Annotated in this window: 12 protein-coding genes, 2 tRNA genes and 1 riboswitch; of the genes, 7 read left to right on the forward strand and 7 right to left on the reverse strand. The window is 43.0% G+C overall.

Annotated elements, in window-relative coordinates:
• Nucleotides 1–12: 12 nt before the first annotated feature.
• The 3 genes from metF to B9A91_RS13395 form a co-directional block, all read right to left on the reverse strand.
• Nucleotides 13–969 (reverse strand): methylenetetrahydrofolate reductase [NAD(P)H], encoded by a 957-nt coding sequence (gene metF, locus B9A91_RS13385; protein WP_084239327.1) that lies wholly within the window; start codon nucleotides 967–969, stop codon nucleotides 13–15.
• 38 nt (nucleotides 970–1,007) lie between these two features.
• Entirely contained in the window at nucleotides 1,008–4,667 is a 3,660-nt protein-coding gene (gene metH, locus B9A91_RS13390; protein WP_084239328.1) for a methionine synthase, read from the reverse strand.
• A gap of 117 nt (nucleotides 4,668–4,784) precedes the next feature.
• Nucleotides 4,785–4,894, reverse strand: a riboswitch (SAM riboswitch).
• Nucleotides 4,895–5,010: 116 nt separating this feature from the next.
• Complete coding sequence (locus B9A91_RS13395) at nucleotides 5,011–6,375, reverse strand: alpha-L-fucosidase (RefSeq protein ID WP_084239329.1); 1,365 nt, start codon at nucleotides 6,373–6,375, stop codon at nucleotides 5,011–5,013.
• A 185-nt stretch (nucleotides 6,376–6,560) separates the two neighbouring features.
• On the opposite strand from B9A91_RS13395, the gene B9A91_RS24145 reads away from it, so the two are divergent.
• Nucleotides 6,561–6,722: a hypothetical protein gene (locus B9A91_RS24145; protein ID WP_159451698.1), complete on the forward strand. Its 162-nt coding sequence runs from the start codon at nucleotides 6,561–6,563 to the stop codon at nucleotides 6,720–6,722.
• Between the two features lie 177 nt (nucleotides 6,723–6,899).
• Here the strand turns inward: B9A91_RS24145 and B9A91_RS13405 are convergent.
• Both B9A91_RS13405 and B9A91_RS13410 read right to left on the reverse strand, forming a co-directional pair.
• Nucleotides 6,900–6,971, reverse strand: a tRNA-Glu gene (locus B9A91_RS13405).
• A gap of 40 nt (nucleotides 6,972–7,011) precedes the next feature.
• Nucleotides 7,012–7,087 (reverse strand) — tRNA-Met (locus B9A91_RS13410).
• A gap of 111 nt (nucleotides 7,088–7,198) precedes the next feature.
• Between B9A91_RS13410 and era the strand changes: the two genes are divergently transcribed.
• From era to der, 3 genes are all read left to right on the forward strand, one after another.
• Complete coding sequence (gene era / locus B9A91_RS13415; protein WP_084239331.1) at nucleotides 7,199–8,077, forward strand: GTPase Era; 879 nt, start codon at nucleotides 7,199–7,201, stop codon at nucleotides 8,075–8,077.
• A 33-nt stretch (nucleotides 8,078–8,110) separates the two neighbouring features.
• On the forward strand, nucleotides 8,111–8,617 hold the full coding sequence (locus tag B9A91_RS13420; RefSeq protein ID WP_084239332.1) for a TlpA family protein disulfide reductase: 507 nt from the start codon (nucleotides 8,111–8,113) through the stop codon (nucleotides 8,615–8,617).
• Nucleotides 8,618–8,718: 101 nt separating this feature from the next.
• Nucleotides 8,719–10,020 carry a ribosome biogenesis GTPase Der gene (der, locus tag B9A91_RS13425; protein ID WP_084239333.1) on the forward strand — a complete coding sequence of 434 codons (1,302 nt, stop codon included), beginning with the start codon at nucleotides 8,719–8,721 and terminating at the stop codon, nucleotides 10,018–10,020.
• 2 nt (nucleotides 10,021–10,022) lie between these two features.
• On the opposite strand, the gene B9A91_RS13430 is transcribed toward der, so the two are convergent.
• Nucleotides 10,023–11,603, reverse strand: a complete 1,581-nt coding sequence (locus B9A91_RS13430) for a S41 family peptidase (protein WP_084239334.1) — start codon at nucleotides 11,601–11,603, stop codon at nucleotides 10,023–10,025.
• A 195-nt stretch (nucleotides 11,604–11,798) separates the two neighbouring features.
• Here B9A91_RS13430 and murQ point away from each other — a divergent pair, with 195 nt between their 5' ends.
• From murQ to B9A91_RS13445, 3 genes are read left to right on the forward strand one after another with little or no spacing between them, the layout of a single operon-like run.
• Nucleotides 11,799–12,605, forward strand: a complete 807-nt coding sequence (gene murQ / locus B9A91_RS13435) for an N-acetylmuramic acid 6-phosphate etherase (protein ID WP_084239335.1) — start codon at nucleotides 11,799–11,801, stop codon at nucleotides 12,603–12,605.
• A gap of 11 nt (nucleotides 12,606–12,616) precedes the next feature.
• Nucleotides 12,617–13,186: a hypothetical protein gene (locus B9A91_RS13440; protein WP_084239336.1), complete on the forward strand. Its 570-nt coding sequence runs from the start codon at nucleotides 12,617–12,619 to the stop codon at nucleotides 13,184–13,186.
• A 51-nt stretch (nucleotides 13,187–13,237) separates the two neighbouring features.
• Nucleotides 13,238–13,987 carry a Bax inhibitor-1/YccA family protein gene (locus tag B9A91_RS13445; RefSeq protein ID WP_084239337.1) on the forward strand — a complete coding sequence of 250 codons (750 nt, stop codon included), beginning with the start codon at nucleotides 13,238–13,240 and terminating at the stop codon, nucleotides 13,985–13,987.
• A 55-nt stretch (nucleotides 13,988–14,042) separates the two neighbouring features.
• Here B9A91_RS13445 and B9A91_RS13450 read toward each other — a convergent pair whose 3' ends face one another.
• A complete protein-coding gene (locus B9A91_RS13450; RefSeq protein WP_084239338.1) occupies nucleotides 14,043–15,173 on the reverse strand; it encodes a histidine decarboxylase in 1,131 nt (376 codons plus the stop codon).
• Between the last annotated feature and the right edge of the window lie 24 nt (nucleotides 15,174–15,197).

Below are 15,197 nucleotides of genomic sequence, written 5' to 3' on the forward strand. Positions count from 1 at the left end.
TGGGCCCTGATATTAAAATATAGCCCTTGCAATTCTTTTGGTTGGCTCCGGATTTCCCATAGTATAAAAATGTAATACCGGGGCACCCATTGCTTTCAACTCGTTGCATTGATTGATCATCCATTCTATTCCCACCTCTTTTACTTCTTTCTCCGATTTACAGGTCTGTATTGCCTCACTGAGCTCCACAGGAATGTCAAGATGGAATATTTTTGGCAGACTAATGAGCTGCTTGCTGCTGGTAATGGGTTTTAAGCCTGGTATGATGGGCACGTTAATACCGTTTTCTCTACATTTATCAACAAAGGCCTTATATTTTTGGTTGTCGAAGAACATTTGGGTTACAATAAAATCTGCACCTGTGTCTACCTTATGTTTCAGGTACCGGAAATCAGTATCCAGGTTGGGCGACTCAAAGTGTTTTTCCGGATAACCGGCAACGCCAATGCAGAAATCCGTCTTCTCCGGACTTTCCATATCATCATGCAGGTATTTTCCGTTGTTCATATCAACAACATGTTGCAGCAGCTCTGAAGCATAGGCATGGCCATTGGGAGTAGGGATAAAAGCATTGTCGCTTTTGCGGGCGTCGCCTCTTAAAACAAGGACATTGTCAATGCCCAGAAATTGCAGGTCTATCAAGGCATTTTCTGTTTCATCTTTGGTAAAGCCCCCGCAAATGAGGTGAGGCACTGCATCTACCTTATATTTATTCATAATGGCAGCGCAGGTAGCAACGGTACTTGGGCGTTTGCGGTAAGCTACTTTTTCCAGCAGCCCATTGGCGTGCTGCTTGTAAATGTAGTCTTCTCTCAGATATGTTACATCTATAAAAGGAGGATTAAACTCCATCAAAGGATCTATGGCATCAAAAATGCCTTTGATGCTCTGGCCTTTAATAGGTGGCAGCAATTCAAAGGAGAAGAGGGTTTTGCCTTTGGCATTTATAATATGATCGGTGATCTTCATCGTGTCTGGGTTGTCTAAGTACTAAATAATTACGAAAGCTAATAGGCCAGGTTCGGGCTTAACCATCTTTCCGCTTCTTCCAGCGGCATCCCTTTTCTAACAGCGTAGTCTTCTACCTGGTCTTTGGTGATTTTACCCAGGCCGAAATACCTGGATTGCGGATGTGCAAAGTAGAAACCGCTTACTGCTGCGGTAGGGTACATCGCATAGCTCTCTGTAAGTTTCAGGCCAATTTTGGCCTCTGCATCCAGTAAGGCAAATAAAGTCCCCTTTTCGGTATGTTCCGGACAGGCAGGATAGCCGGGTGCCGGGCGTATACCCGCGTATTCTTCTTTAATCAGTGCCTCATTGTCCAGGTTTTCATCCTTGGCATAACCCCAGTATTCCTTACGGACCAGCTCGTGCATGCGTTCTGCGAAAGCCTCTGCCAGTCTGTCGGCCAGTGCCTTGGCCATAATGCTGTTGTAATCGTCGTAAACAGCTTCAAATTCAGCTACCAGTTCATCACAGCCAATCCCCGCAGTAAGGGCAAAGCCCCCAAAATAATCAGGGATACCACTTTCCTTTTGGGCTACAAAGTCAGACAGGGCATAATAGGGCTGTCCATCGGTTTTTTCGGCTTGCTGGCGAAGGGTATGGATCACAACCTCTTTGCCCTCAACATTTAAAATGATGTCATCTCCAACTGCATTCGCCGGCCAGAAACCAATTACGGCTTTAGCAGTTAACAACTTCTCCTCAACAATTCTTTTCAACAGGGCCTGAGCATCATTGAAAAGCTTTCTGGCTTCGTCGCCTACTGTTTTGTCTTCCAGTATCCTTGGGTAGCTGCCACGCAACTCCCAGGTTTGAAAAAACGGGGTCCAGTCGATGTAAGGTACCAATTCTTCCAGGGGATAGTCCTCAAATACCCGGGTTCCGGTAAATTCCGGAGCAGGAGCTACCAATGAAGGGTCTATTTTAAAGTTCTCCTTACGAGCCTCTTCTATGGTTTTGAAGCGCTTGTCCGAACGTTTGTTCAGGTGGGCTTCTCGGGCTTTATCGTATTCTGCCCTGATGCTGGCAATATACTCATCGCGGGTATCTTTGTTCATCAAGGTACTGGCAACGGTAACGCTCCTTGAGGCATCGAGCACGTGTATGGCAGGACCGGAATAATTAGGCGCTACTTTAACCGCCGCATGGATACGGGAGGTTGTTGCTCCGCCTATCATCAGCGGAATGGTAAAGCCTTCACGCTCCATTTCTTTGGCAAAGTGTACCATCTCATCCAGTGAAGGTGTGATGAGGCCGCTTAAGCCAATAATGTCGGCATCAATTTCCTTGGCTTTTTTAATGATGTCCTGGGCAGGCACCATTACACCCATGTCTACAATCTCGAAGTTGTTACAGGCCAGTACCACACCAACAATATTCTTGCCGATGTCATGTACATCGCCCTTAACCGTAGCCATCAGTATTTTTCCGGCTGATGAATTCTGGTCCTGATCAGGGTTGTTCAGCTTTTCCTGCTCAATAAAAGGCAGCAGGTAAGCCACGGCTTTTTTCATTACACGGGCAGATTTTACCACCTGCGGCAGAAACATTTTTCCGGCTCCGAACAGATCGCCCACAATATTCATTCCGTCCATTAAAGGGCCTTCGATCACCTGGATCGGCCTGTCGTACTTTTGGCGGGCCTCTTCAACGTCTGCATCCAGGTATTCAATGATCCCTTTTACCAATGCGTGCGATAAGCGCTCCTCTACACTGGCCTTGCGCCATTCTTCATCTCTTACAACCTCTTTCCCTTTAGATTTGATAGTATCTGCAAATTCAACCAGACGCTCGGTGGCATCTGACCTCCGGTTCAGCAATACATCTTCAACAAGCAACAGCAGTTCTGGTGGAATTTCCTGGTAAACTTCCAGCATCCCCGCATTTACAATCCCCATGTCCAGTCCGGCGTGGATGGCATGGTACAGAAATGCAGAGTGCATGGCTTCCCTTACGGTATTATTGCCCCTGAAAGAGAAGGAAATGTTGGAAACGCCACCGCTTACTTTGGCATGTGGAAGATTCTCTTTGATCCAGCGTGTGGCGTTTATAAAGTCGACCGCATAGTTATTGTGCTCTTCCAGGCCGGTTGCTACCGTTAGGATGTTGGGGTCAAAAATGATGTCCTGTGCCGGGAAGCCGACTTCGTTCACCAGTATATCATAAGATCTTTTACAGATCTTTTTTCTTCTTTCAAAATTGTCTGCCTGTCCCAGTTCATCAAAAGCCATCACTACTACGGCTGCACCGTAATTCATGATTTTACGGGCATTCTCACGGAATTTATCTTCACCTTCTTTTAAGGAGATTGAGTTTACAATTCCCTTACCCTGCAGACATTTCAGTCCCGCCTCTATTACCGTCCACTTGGAAGAATCCACCATAATGGGCAGTTTGGAAATATCCGGTTCGGAAGCGATCAGGTTAAGGAATTTTGTCATCGAAGCCTCCGAATCGATCATTCCCTCATCCATGTTCACATCAATTATCTGGGCGCCACCTTCAACCTGCTGACGGGCAACGGCCAGGGCGGCTTCAAAATCTCCGCCTAAAATCAGCTTGCTGAATTTAGGGGAACCGGTAATATTGGTTCTTTCCCCAATGTTTACAAAAATGCTTTCAGGGGTAATCGTTACCGGTTCTAAACCGCTCAGGCGCAGATAGGGTGCTATTTGTGGTATTCTGCGGGGTTCCACATTTCTTGCTTTTTCAGCTATACAGCCAATATGATCGGGGGTAGTCCCACAACAACCACCTACAATATTTACAAAGCCATGCTGGATGAAATCTTCAACCAGGTGGGCCGTTTCGTGCGGCATCTCATCGTATGCCCCAAATTCATTAGGCAAACCTGCATTTGGATAGGCTGAAACATAGCAACCAGCTTTGGCAGAAAGCTCTTCAATATGCGGACGCATGTCTTTAGCACCCAAAGCACAGTTAAAGCCTATGCTTAGTGGCCGGGCATGCATTACCGAGTTTAGAAATGCTTCGGCTGTTTGTCCGGATAAAGTTCTTCCGGATGCGTCCGTAATGGTACCCGAGATCATGATCTCTATTTTACGGCCAATTTCAGCTTCATATTTTTTTATCGAAAATATGGCCGCTTTGGCATTCAGGGTATCAAAAATTGTTTCAATGAGCAAGAGATCAGCACCGCCGTCTACCAGTCCGCGTACCTGTTCGTCGTACGCCTCTACAAGTTCGTCAAAAGTAATGGCACGGAAACCCGGGTCGTTTACATCAGGAGAAATGGACAGCGTTCTGTTGGTCGGACCTACAGCACCTGCAACAAAGCATTTGCGCTCCGGATTTGCGGCCATAAATTCATTTACGGCTTCTTTGGCAATTTTAGCGCCTTCAAAACTCATTTCATAAGCCAGCGGCTCCATCTGGTAATCTGCCAGTGAAATGCGCTGAGTGCTGAAAGTGTTGGTTTCAATGATGTCTGTACCGGCTTTTAAGTACTCGGTATGGATTTCTTTAATGACATCCGGACGGGTGATGTTCAGCATGTCATTGTTCCCTTTTACATCGCAAGGGTGATCTTTGAATCGTTCGCCTCTAAAATCTTCCTCTGTTAAGGCGTAACGTTGTATCATGGTGCCCATTGCACCATCAATGATCAGGATACGTTTCTCTAATTCTTTTCTGATATCCATTTAACAATAATGATATGAGCAGACAATCAGCTAAAGTTGATAGAGGCCGGGGCCTAAACAAGTGCCGAACCAATTGCGTGCAAAGCTTATCTGAGAATCTGTTTGGGGAGCAGTTTCCACTTATCTTTCAGGAACTACGGCTGCATTTCCTGTAGAATGTAGCACCTTGTTAGCACAGGTTGCCAAGACTTCGCAGGGTCTAATCCCTCCATCTTTCTCTATAAGCATTACAAAGGTGCAACAAAGAAAAATCAATTCCAAAAAAAAGCGGTTTAAAGCATATAAAATTGCAAAGCATGTGTCGGACAACTTAACTTTTGGAATATTATTCTGTACCACTCGGCTATTTCAGACTCAATTCAATAACCGGAACTGTGAAGTTTGGTTTTTGCAGAGGAAGTTTTAGTACCAGATTTCCGGAGGCCGATAGGTCTTTGTCTGTTAAAAGTTCGGAGTTGTCATGTAAAAACTGAGCATAAATGACTTCGTCCTTGTAACCATCAAGTACGAGCTTGCCGTCTTTCGGATAGTCAAAAAGATGAACATATAATTTTTTATTGACTTTATTATAAGTTAGTTGTGTTCCAGGAGCTGGCTTAAATTTGTCTGGTGCAAAGCTGCAGTCATACACTGATTTTGAATTTGCATGCATCCAGGTTCCCAGGCTATCCAAAGCCGTGTTTGCCCTGTTGTCAAATTCGCCTCTTGCCGTGGGCCCAACATTTAACAGCAAATTACCCCCATTGGCTACTGATGTAATTAGGAGGTCTAACAATTGTGTGTTCGTTTTCCAGGTGTTCTCATCTCTGTAATAACCCCATGAACCTGAAAAAGTCTGGCAGGTCTCCCAGGTCTTTCCTTTATATTTTGCTAGGCTTTTGGCACTAACTTGTTCGGGAGTTTCAAAATCCTCGGCATCACTGTATGCTGCCAGATCTAGCCTGTTGTCTACAATGATACCGGGCTGCAATTTTCTGATCTGTTTCAGGAGTTCTACTGATCCCCAGTCATCTTTCCCTTTTCCATGTTTGCCCGGATAAGAAAAGTCGAGCCACAGGATGTCAATTTTTCCATATTTTGTTAAGATCTCAGTCACCTGATCGTTCAGGTACCTGCGATAATTTGCCATATTTCTCCCTTTGTTCAAGGTCAGGTATTCCTGATCGTTATTGTCGGCTGGCCTTGAGGGGTGATACCGGTCAACCGTAAAATCCGGGTGATGCCAATCTATCAGAGAATAATAGAAGCCTATTCTGATGCCCTCTGCCCTGAAGGCATCCACAAATTCTTTTACTAAATCCCTTTTAGCAGGCGTATTTGTTGCTTTGTAATTGGTAAATTTACTATCAAACAAAGTAAAACCTTCGTGGTGTTTGGTAGTTAAAACAGCATATTTCATGCCGGCGGCTTTAGCTTTTTTTGCCCATATTTTAGGTTGAAACTGATCTGGGTTAAAATTTTTAAAGTATTTGTTGTAATCCTGTTCTGATATCTTTTCCCTGCTTTGTACCCATTCGTGACGGGCTGGCAGGGCATAAAGTCCCCAATGAATAAACATCCCAAACCTGGCATCTGTCCACCATTTCATTCTTTTCTCTTTTTGTTCCGGGGTTTCGGTCCCGATTTTTTTCTGTGCTTGCAATGGCCTTGCAGAAATGAGTATCATTAAAATCATACCCAGGCTCAGCAATAGTTCTTTTCTGTTCATTTGTGTTTGGTCTTCAATAGTTTGTATCAAAATTATGAGCTAATTTCAACCTTAAATAAGCAATATTGGCAAATAACTAAGCGTTTTTTGCAAAAAGTGGTATCAGTGGAATTGTTGCCTGGCAAAATCAATATTCTTCCGTAAAGATTGTATCTTGATTTACACACAAATAAAATCTTACAGATATGAAAATTACATTAGATGTAAAATCACTCTTATTGGGAGTCTTGGCAGCGGGCTTTTTGTTTACTGCCTTCAGTTTCAAAAATACACAAGGGCAGGGGAATGGCAGGTTCAGTACATCATTGCCCCATCCATGTATGATCTCAGCAAAATACAATGGCTAAAAGGGGATTTCTATGATACATTCAAGACAGGAAAGGATAATAAAAAGACAGTAAATTGATTGATGTGCTATTAAGATAAGAAATTAGCGAATGGGTAAAATAATATTGCCCGTAATGCACGAATGGCTGCAAATTTCAAATTTGCAGCCATTTTGATGATTTTAACATGATGCCTTGTAGCCCGTAGGGGAATCGAACCCCTGTTTCCAGAATGAAAATCTGGCGTCCTCACCCCTAGACGAACGGGCCATTTAAGATTGCCTCAGCTGTATTAAAGCTGCGAACCTTTTGGTAGCGGGGACCAGACTCGAACTGATGACCTTCGGGTTATGAGCCCGACGAGCTACCAACTGCTCCACCCCGCACTATATACAATTCTTTTAGTTTCCGTTAAATCCTTAACTCTTCTTCCGAATTGGAATGCAAAGATATAATTCGTTTCTTTGTGGTGCAAATTTATTTTAAAAAATATTTTCATGTCGCATAAAGCAGGTTTTGTAAGTATCATCGGTAAGCCTAACGTAGGCAAATCAACCTTAATGAATGCCCTGGTGGGTGAAAAACTTTCTATCATTACTCCTAAAGCGCAGACCACCCGTCACCGTATTTTAGGAATCGTAAACGAAGAAGACTATCAAATTGTTTTTTCGGACACGCCCGGCATCATCAAGCCCCGGTATGGGCTGCAGGATTCCATGATGAATTCTGTTAAAGGAGCATTAACAGATGCCGACCTGATCCTGTTTGTTACCGATATTAATGAACAGCACGATGAAAATGATGTATTGGAGAAAATTACGCATACCAGTATTCCTATGATCGTCCTGATCAACAAGATTGACAATGCTACCCAGGAACAGGTAGATGAAAAAGTAGCCTATTGGCAGGAACAGCTAAAACCTAAACATATTTTTGCCATTTCGGCACTGCATCAATATAACCTGGATGGCATCTTGAATACTGTACTGGATTACGTGCCCGAACATGCGCCCTTTTACGACAAGGAAGACCTTACAGATCGTAATCTGCGTTTCTTCGTTTCAGAGATCATCCGCGAAAAGATTTTCAACAATTATCAGAAAGAAATTCCTTACAGCACAGAGGTAATTATTACCGCATTTAAAGAAGAAGAAAATATTACGCGCATCAGCGCTGAAATTATTGTAGAGCGTGATTCCCAGAAAAACATCCTGATAGGAAAAGGTGGTTCCAGCCTAAAAAAAGTTGGCATGGAAGCCCGTAAGGACATGGAGAAATTTCTGGGTCAGAAGGTTTTCCTTGAAACCTTTGTAAAGGTCTTGCCAGACTGGCGTAGCAAAAAAAATTATCTTAAAAGCTTTGGTTATGATCAATAACATTTTTTCTTTGTATGAGACTAAGTACTTATCATGAAAAAATTATTTTTATTGATTGCCATTTTAGGCGTGAATATGGCTTTTGCACAGGAATCCAACAACGACAAAAAGTTATGGGCTTCCTCTATCCTCAACCAGCAAGCGCCTGAACTGGTTGTAGAAAAATGGATCAGTGCCGCGCCTGATACAAAAGGCAAATTTGTGCTGATCGATTTCTGGGCCACATGGTGTGGTCCTTGCAGAAAATACATCCCTACTTTAAACAGCTTTCACGAAAAATTCGGGGATAAACTTGCAGTCATCGGTTTATCAGATGAGCCCGCTGAAACAGTAGAGAAATTTGAAAACCCTAAAATCAGGTACAGCGAGGCTATAGATACCAAGGCAACGCTGAAAAACTCCTTGCAGGTAAAAGGAATCCCTCACGTAATCCTCATTAGTCCAAAAGGCGTTGTGATCTGGGAAGGCTTTCCTTTGCTTGACAACCACCAGCTTACGGAAGATGTACTGAAGGCGCTGATGGAAAAATACAAATCCTAAACTGGTTTAACGGTCTTTTTTAAGCCGCAAAAAACTAAACCCAATCATATCGATGGGATTATGTATCTTTGTGGCTTTTAAAATATTCGTATAAAATACCCATGTCAAATATTATCGCAATTGTCGGAAGACCAAACGTAGGCAAATCTACCCTTTTTAACCGCTTAACCGAAAGTCGTAAAGCTATTGTTGATGATTTTAGTGGCGTTACGCGCGACCGTCATTATGGCGTGGCAGAGTGGACAGACAAGCAATTCACTGTGATTGATACAGGTGGCTATGTGGCCAATTCAGAGGATGTTTTTGAGGCCGCTATTCGCGAACAGGTGGTTATTGCTATCGAAGAAGCTACTGTTTTGCTGTTCATGGTAGATGTCACAACAGGAATTACTGATTTGGACGATGAAATCGCTCAGCTACTGAGAAGAAGCAAGAAGCCGGTATTTGTTGTTGTAAACAAGGTTGACAATACGCAGCTTCAGAACGATGCCGCTGAATTTTATGGCTTTGGTCTGGGCGAGATCCACCCGATATCTTCTATGACAGGTTCGGGAACAGGGGATTTGCTGGATGAGGTGATCAGGCATTTTGAAGATGTTCCGGAAGAAGAGAACACCTTGCCAAAAATTACCATTGTAGGCCGTCCAAATGTTGGGAAGTCGTCCCTTATCAATGCTTTAATCGGTAAAGAAAGAAACATTGTAACCCCTATAGCCGGTACCACCCGAGATTCCATACACATTCATTACAATCAATTCGGGCATGAATTTATGTTTATTGATACGGCTGGGCTGCGTAAAAAAACGAAGGTTAAGGAAAACATAGAGTTTTACTCTGTTATGCGGACCATTAAGGCACTTGAAGAAGCTGATGTCGTGATCCTGATGATAGATGCCGTAGAAGGCCTGGAATCACAGGATGTGAACATTTTCCATCTGGCAGAAAAAAACAAGAAAGGAATTGTGGTGCTGGTCAATAAATGGGACCTGATAGAAAAAAACAGCAAAACAGTGAATGTCTTTGAAGAGCAAATCCGTCAGAAACTACAGCCTTTTACTGATGTCCCGATCATTTTCATTTCTGCATTGAATAAACAGCGGATATTCCAGGCGGTAGAAACGGCATTGGATGTGTTTAAAAACAGAAGCAAGAAGATACCTACATCAAAGTTAAATGATGTCATGCTGCCTATCATTGAAAATTATCCGCCGCCAGCATTGAAAGGAAAATACATCAAGATCAAGTACATTACACAGATCAATGCAAGTTCTCCGATGTTTGCTTTCTTCTGCAACCTTCCTCAATATATTAAAGAGCCCTACAAACGTTTCCTGGAGAATAAACTACGCGAGCATTTTGATTTTAGCGGGGTGCCGGTTCAGATCTATTTCAGACAGAAATAAGTTTATTGCAAGCTGGCGATGGCTTGCTTAACCACCGGGTCATTTAGGTTTAAGGCTTTGTAATAGCCTGCATCGCCCAAATGGTACTTGTATAAAAGCACCTTCAGATCATTGTATATCAATGGTTTGGCCATATACAGTTGCTTCGGATCTATTGGAATATTGCGCTTTTGGATATACTTCAGAAAATCGCTGTAGTCTGATTCGCTGATCGCAAACTTCGTCATTTTCTGTTCCAGCTGTTCTGCATTGTATCGGGCGCCCAGTATATCGTACACAAAATCGAACAAGACCTTTTTGGCCACCAGTTTACCATAAAACCGATTGTAGCCATTCGTATCCAGCTTTACGTAAATATCCGGACGGATACCGCCACGAGTCAAATTTTTGCGCTGCAGGCTATCTTTTCCTGTGCCAGTCACATCAGAAGTAAGCTCCCCATCATTAAAACGGTCTTCGATTTCATTCTGATAAGCGTTGTATCCTTTTTTGTAAGATTTTTGGATGCTTTTACCCGAAGGAGTGTAATATCTGGCAATAGTAAGGTTCAGGGCAGAACCATCCCCGAAAGGAAACTGCTCCTGTACTAAGCCCTTGCCAAATGAGCGCCTGCCTACAATTACACCTCTGCCCCAATCCTGTACCGCCCCGGCCAGAATTTCGCTCGCCGAAGCGGAGTTTTCATTGATCAGTACCGCCAGTTTCCCTTGCTCAAACTCTCCTCCACCGGTAGTCATATAATCTGTCCTGGGCTCATGTTTACCTTCAGTATAAACAATCAGTTTATTTTCTTCGAGTATCTGGTTGGCCAGCCCAGTTGCCGCACTCAGGTAACCACCGCCATTGTCCCTTAGATCAAGGATTAGCTTCTTCATCCCTTTAGCTTTTAGCTGCCTTACTGATTCTACAAAATCTTTGTCGGTATCTGCGCCAAACTTGCTGATTCTGACATAGGCCGTTTCAGGGTTCAGCATGTAAGCCGCATCAATACTGCTTACCTTTACACGGTTACGGTTAACGGTATATACCATACGCTGGGTATCTCCGGGATGAATAATGGTTAATTTTACAGCAGTCCCTTTGCGTCCTCTTATACGCCCTACCATCTTTTCTCGCGGCAGCGCTTTTCCGCTCACTATGGCCGTATCGATTTGCAATATCTTATCTCCCTGTCTTATTCCAGCTATAAATGCAGGTCCGTCTTTTACCACATTGGTAACCAGCAAAGTGTCATTGAGAATATAATATTCAATCCCGATCCCTTCAAAATTGCCTCCCAGGGTCTCGAGCATTTCACTGGCTTTCGCTGGCGGAAGGTATGTGCTGTGTGGGTCCAGCTGATGCAGCAGGCTATCGATAGGCAAATGGTTTAAAGAGTCGGCATTTACCTCATCAACATATTTTTTATTGATGATATGGATAATTTCATCTACCTTTTCGGCGTTACTATCAGCAAATTGAACAGGCTTATGAAATTGATACCCCTGATCTTTTAAAAATTTGTAACCAAAGAACATCCCACCTATTAATGTAGCGGAATAAGTGAGGGCAATAAGGGCATTATAGCGGGTATTTTTCTTCATGGGTAAATACTGTGTAAAGTTATAAAATTACCCTTCAATAAATAAATATATTGTGCTGATTTTAAGGTTATATTTCGCGTTTAGGAAGAAAATACCGAATTTTATGAAACATTTGCCAAATTGAAAGCGACTTATGTGAAAGGCTTGCCGTGAGGTAATCGGAAAATGAGCAAAAATTAAAGAAAACACAGCATTATGATTAGAGTAACCGAGCAGGAATCAAAGTACCACGACATCGACAAAATGTCGGTACTGGAGATTCTGACAGGCATAAATAATGAAGATAAAATTGTTCCCCAGGCTGTAGAAAAAGCAATTCCTCAAATAGAAAAGCTGGCTTCTGCCGTAGCTGAGCGTATGATCAACGGGGGTAGATTATTTTACATCGGGGCAGGCACAAGCGGTCGTTTGGGAGTAGTTGATGCTTCCGAATGTCCACCTACATTTGGTGTGCCTTTCGACTGGGTGGTTGGCATCATTGCCGGGGGCGACACCGCGATCAGAAAAGCGGTTGAAAATGCCGAAGATGATGCAGCACAAGCCTGGATTGATTTGCAGGAGTATAAGATCAATGAAAAAGACTGCCTGGTTGGTCTTGCGGCCTCAGGTACCACGCCTTATGTCATTGGTGGACTGCATACCGCGCGTGAAAACGGTGTGCTTACCGGGTGTATTGTTTGTAATGAGGGTGGCCCCATTGCAGGTGAAAGTGACTACCCGGTAGAAGTAGTTGTAGGCCCGGAGTTCTTAACCGGATCAACGCGCATGAAGTCGGGAACCGCACAAAAATTGGTGTTGAATATGTTGAGCACGACGGTTATGATCAGGCTGGGCAGGGTAAAAGGGAACAAGATGGTAGACATGCAGCTGACCAACCATAAACTGGTTGACCGGGGTACGCAAATGGTAATGGACGAACTGAATATAGACCATGACCATGCTGCCGACCTGCTGATCCGTTATGGGAGTGTCCGCAAGGCGGTTGAGGCCAGCCACAAGTAAAATTCCGGACCATGCACGAAATTGAACCTTTTTATCTTTGGCGCGATGATTATATTGCTGCCGAAGATGATCGTTCGCCTTTTTACAATACGGAGTATTCGGAGTTTTATTTCGATAAACAGCTCTACAACTTCCTGATCCATCCGCAGTGGGATGATTTTGGATCAGCTACCTTATACTTGAAAGTATTGTTTGTTGATTACGACAGGCAATACGCTATTATTGAGCTCATAGGGGAATGGAACGATGCAATAGGTAACGATATTATGCTTTTGAAGCGTGAGATTTTGGAACTCATGATGGACGAAGGTATCAATAAGTTCATTCTGATCGGCGAAAATGTCCTGAACTTCCATTCCTCTGAAGACAGCTACTACGAAGAGTGGTTTCAGGAGGTAGAAGATGGCTGGATTACGGGCATCAATTTCCAGCCGCATGTAATTGATGAGTTCCGGAACAACAATATTGACTACTATATTAATTTTGGTGGACAGCTTGACGATTTGGCATGGAGGACTTTAAAACCTCTTCAATTCTTCAAAAAAGTTGAAGAAACCCTGACAAAAAGGCTTGGGGCATAGCTTTTGTATAAGTAAAAACAATAAGTATCTTTAAATAAATTTATAATAATTATGGACAACAACAATCAAGATTGGTCAAAACAATCCGTTTTTGTAGAAGATATAACGGGTAAAGTTGCCAAAAAATTCTTTGCCAATGTATTCCTTTGGATGTTTGTGGCTTTGAGTGTTTCAACAGCCGTTGCATTTTATCTGGCAACCAATTCGGAATTACTTTATACTTTTTTTAGTGCCCAGACGGGTAAGCCAAATATTCTTGGCTGGATAGTAATGCTTTCACCTTTGGGGATTTCATTGGCAATGAACTTCGGGCTAAGCCGATTCTCCTATGGTGCTATAGTTGGCCTGTTCATTCTGTTTGCTGCCTTATTAGGTATCAGTCTTAGCACAGTTTTATTAGTATACACTTCAGCTTCTATTATCAGTTGCTTTGCCGGTGCAGCAGGAATATTTGGCATCATGGCCTTTATGGGATATACCACCAACATAGATTTAAGCAAATTTGGTCCTATATTAATGATTGGTGTGATAGGACTTATTATAGCAAGTATATTAAATGTCTTTATTCAAAGCGCAAACTTTAGCTTGTTCATGGCGTATGTGGGTATTGCTATTTTTACAGCTTTAACAGCATATCATGTTCAAATGTTAAAAAGGATAGGGCAGGGAATAGAGGAAAGCGGTGCACAGATTCTGGATGCTGATTCTAAAAAACTGGCAATTATAGGAGCCATGTCTCTTTACGTTACCTTCATCAATATATTCTTGTCGTTGTTAAGAATATTCGGAGACAGAAGATAGTTCTTTAACAATAATCTAAAAGAAAGGCCCGTACAAAATGTACGGGCCTTTCTTTTTATACCATGGGTTCCATTTCGGTCACCAGATCAGATACAAACTCATCTATTTTTTTCCTGGTAATACCAGGCATACAGATGATATGGCTTTGCCCGTTCTCTGTGGCAATCTGCCATTTCAGACATATTTTAAGTGAGGGCTGCGGAAACACCACGGTGAGCGCTGAAGGGTTTCTCCAGGCGCCAAAACCGATCTCATTTAGCTTTTCAACTGCGTAGGCGGCAACTTCCAGGCTTTCCAGCGCCCGCTGTCTCAAGCCATCTATACCCATCTTTTTGATGGCATACCATAAAAAAACCGGACTGTGCCCATTTCTACTGCCGGTGATGGTAGTATCTACGGTACCTATATAAGGTACAGCCCTGCCAATCCTTTCCTTATAGTTCTTTTTAACCAACACCAAGCCACATGGAATTGGTGAGCCTATAAATTTATGGCCACTGATAGCCAAGCTGTCGGAACCACAGCTAAAATCAAAGCCCGGCTTTAAATCCAGCACGGCACTGTAAGTTCCAGCCAAAGCGGCATCACAATGGATGTACTGGTTTTTTACAGCCAGCTGGCGCAGGATGCTCTTTATTTCAGTCAAATCATCCTTAGCTTCGGTCATCGTAGTGCCAATATTGGCCAGAATAATCACTGGCTGATCACGATGCATCTGTATCATCTGCTTCAGATCGTTGTAATCCATCTCTCCGTTTTCCTGGGTACTGATAACGATACTTCTCAGGTTGAGCAGTTGAATATTCTTTTGGACACTATAGTGAGTAGATTCAGAGTAGTAAACAATCCCATTAGGATACAGCTCCCGTGCTACATAAAGGCCATATAAATTGCCTTCCGAACCACCATTGGTCACATACCCCCACCAGTTGTTTTGGGGAGCATTAAACAATTGCGCAAAGAACTGCAGTACTTCCTGTTCAAGTGACCTTGAATTGAGATCGTATGTAGATTCAACTTGCGGATCACCTACATTGTTCAAGGGGAGCTTCAATAGCGGATACAATTCAGAATAGTCAAAATCCCTGGCAATCGGATAGCCGATAAAATGTTCAGAACGCTTTTCGGCCTTTTTCATGTAAGCATTTAAACGTTCAAAGTCGACAGAATTTAATTTGGTTTGCATAAAAAATATTTATGCCACAAAAGT

It is taken from the genome of Pedobacter africanus (assembly GCF_900176535.1).
Taxonomy (GTDB): domain Bacteria; phylum Bacteroidota; class Bacteroidia; order Sphingobacteriales; family Sphingobacteriaceae; genus Pedobacter; species Pedobacter africanus.

Coding starts and splice junctions, on each gene's coding strand:
- metF (WP_084239327.1), bottom strand. CDS start 969: ATGAAGATCACCGATCATATTATAAATGCCAAAGGCAAAACCCTCTTC.
- metH (WP_084239328.1), bottom strand. CDS start 4,667: ATGGATATCAGAAAAGAATTAGAGAAACGTATCCTGATCATTGATGGT.
- B9A91_RS13395 (WP_084239329.1), bottom strand. CDS start 6,375: ATGAACAGAAAAGAACTATTGCTGAGCCTGGGTATGATTTTAATGATA.
- B9A91_RS24145 (WP_159451698.1), top strand. CDS start 6,561: ATGAAAATTACATTAGATGTAAAATCACTCTTATTGGGAGTCTTGGCA.
- era (WP_084239331.1), top strand. CDS start 7,199: ATGTCGCATAAAGCAGGTTTTGTAAGTATCATCGGTAAGCCTAACGTA.
- B9A91_RS13420 (WP_084239332.1), top strand. CDS start 8,111: ATGAAAAAATTATTTTTATTGATTGCCATTTTAGGCGTGAATATGGCT.
- der (WP_084239333.1), top strand. CDS start 8,719: ATGTCAAATATTATCGCAATTGTCGGAAGACCAAACGTAGGCAAATCT.
- B9A91_RS13430 (WP_084239334.1), bottom strand. CDS start 11,603: ATGAAGAAAAATACCCGCTATAATGCCCTTATTGCCCTCACTTATTCC.
- murQ (WP_084239335.1), top strand. CDS start 11,799: ATGATTAGAGTAACCGAGCAGGAATCAAAGTACCACGACATCGACAAA.
- B9A91_RS13440 (WP_084239336.1), top strand. CDS start 12,617: ATGCACGAAATTGAACCTTTTTATCTTTGGCGCGATGATTATATTGCT.
- B9A91_RS13445 (WP_084239337.1), top strand. CDS start 13,238: ATGGACAACAACAATCAAGATTGGTCAAAACAATCCGTTTTTGTAGAA.
- B9A91_RS13450 (WP_084239338.1), bottom strand. CDS start 15,173: ATGCAAACCAAATTAAATTCTGTCGACTTTGAACGTTTAAATGCTTAC.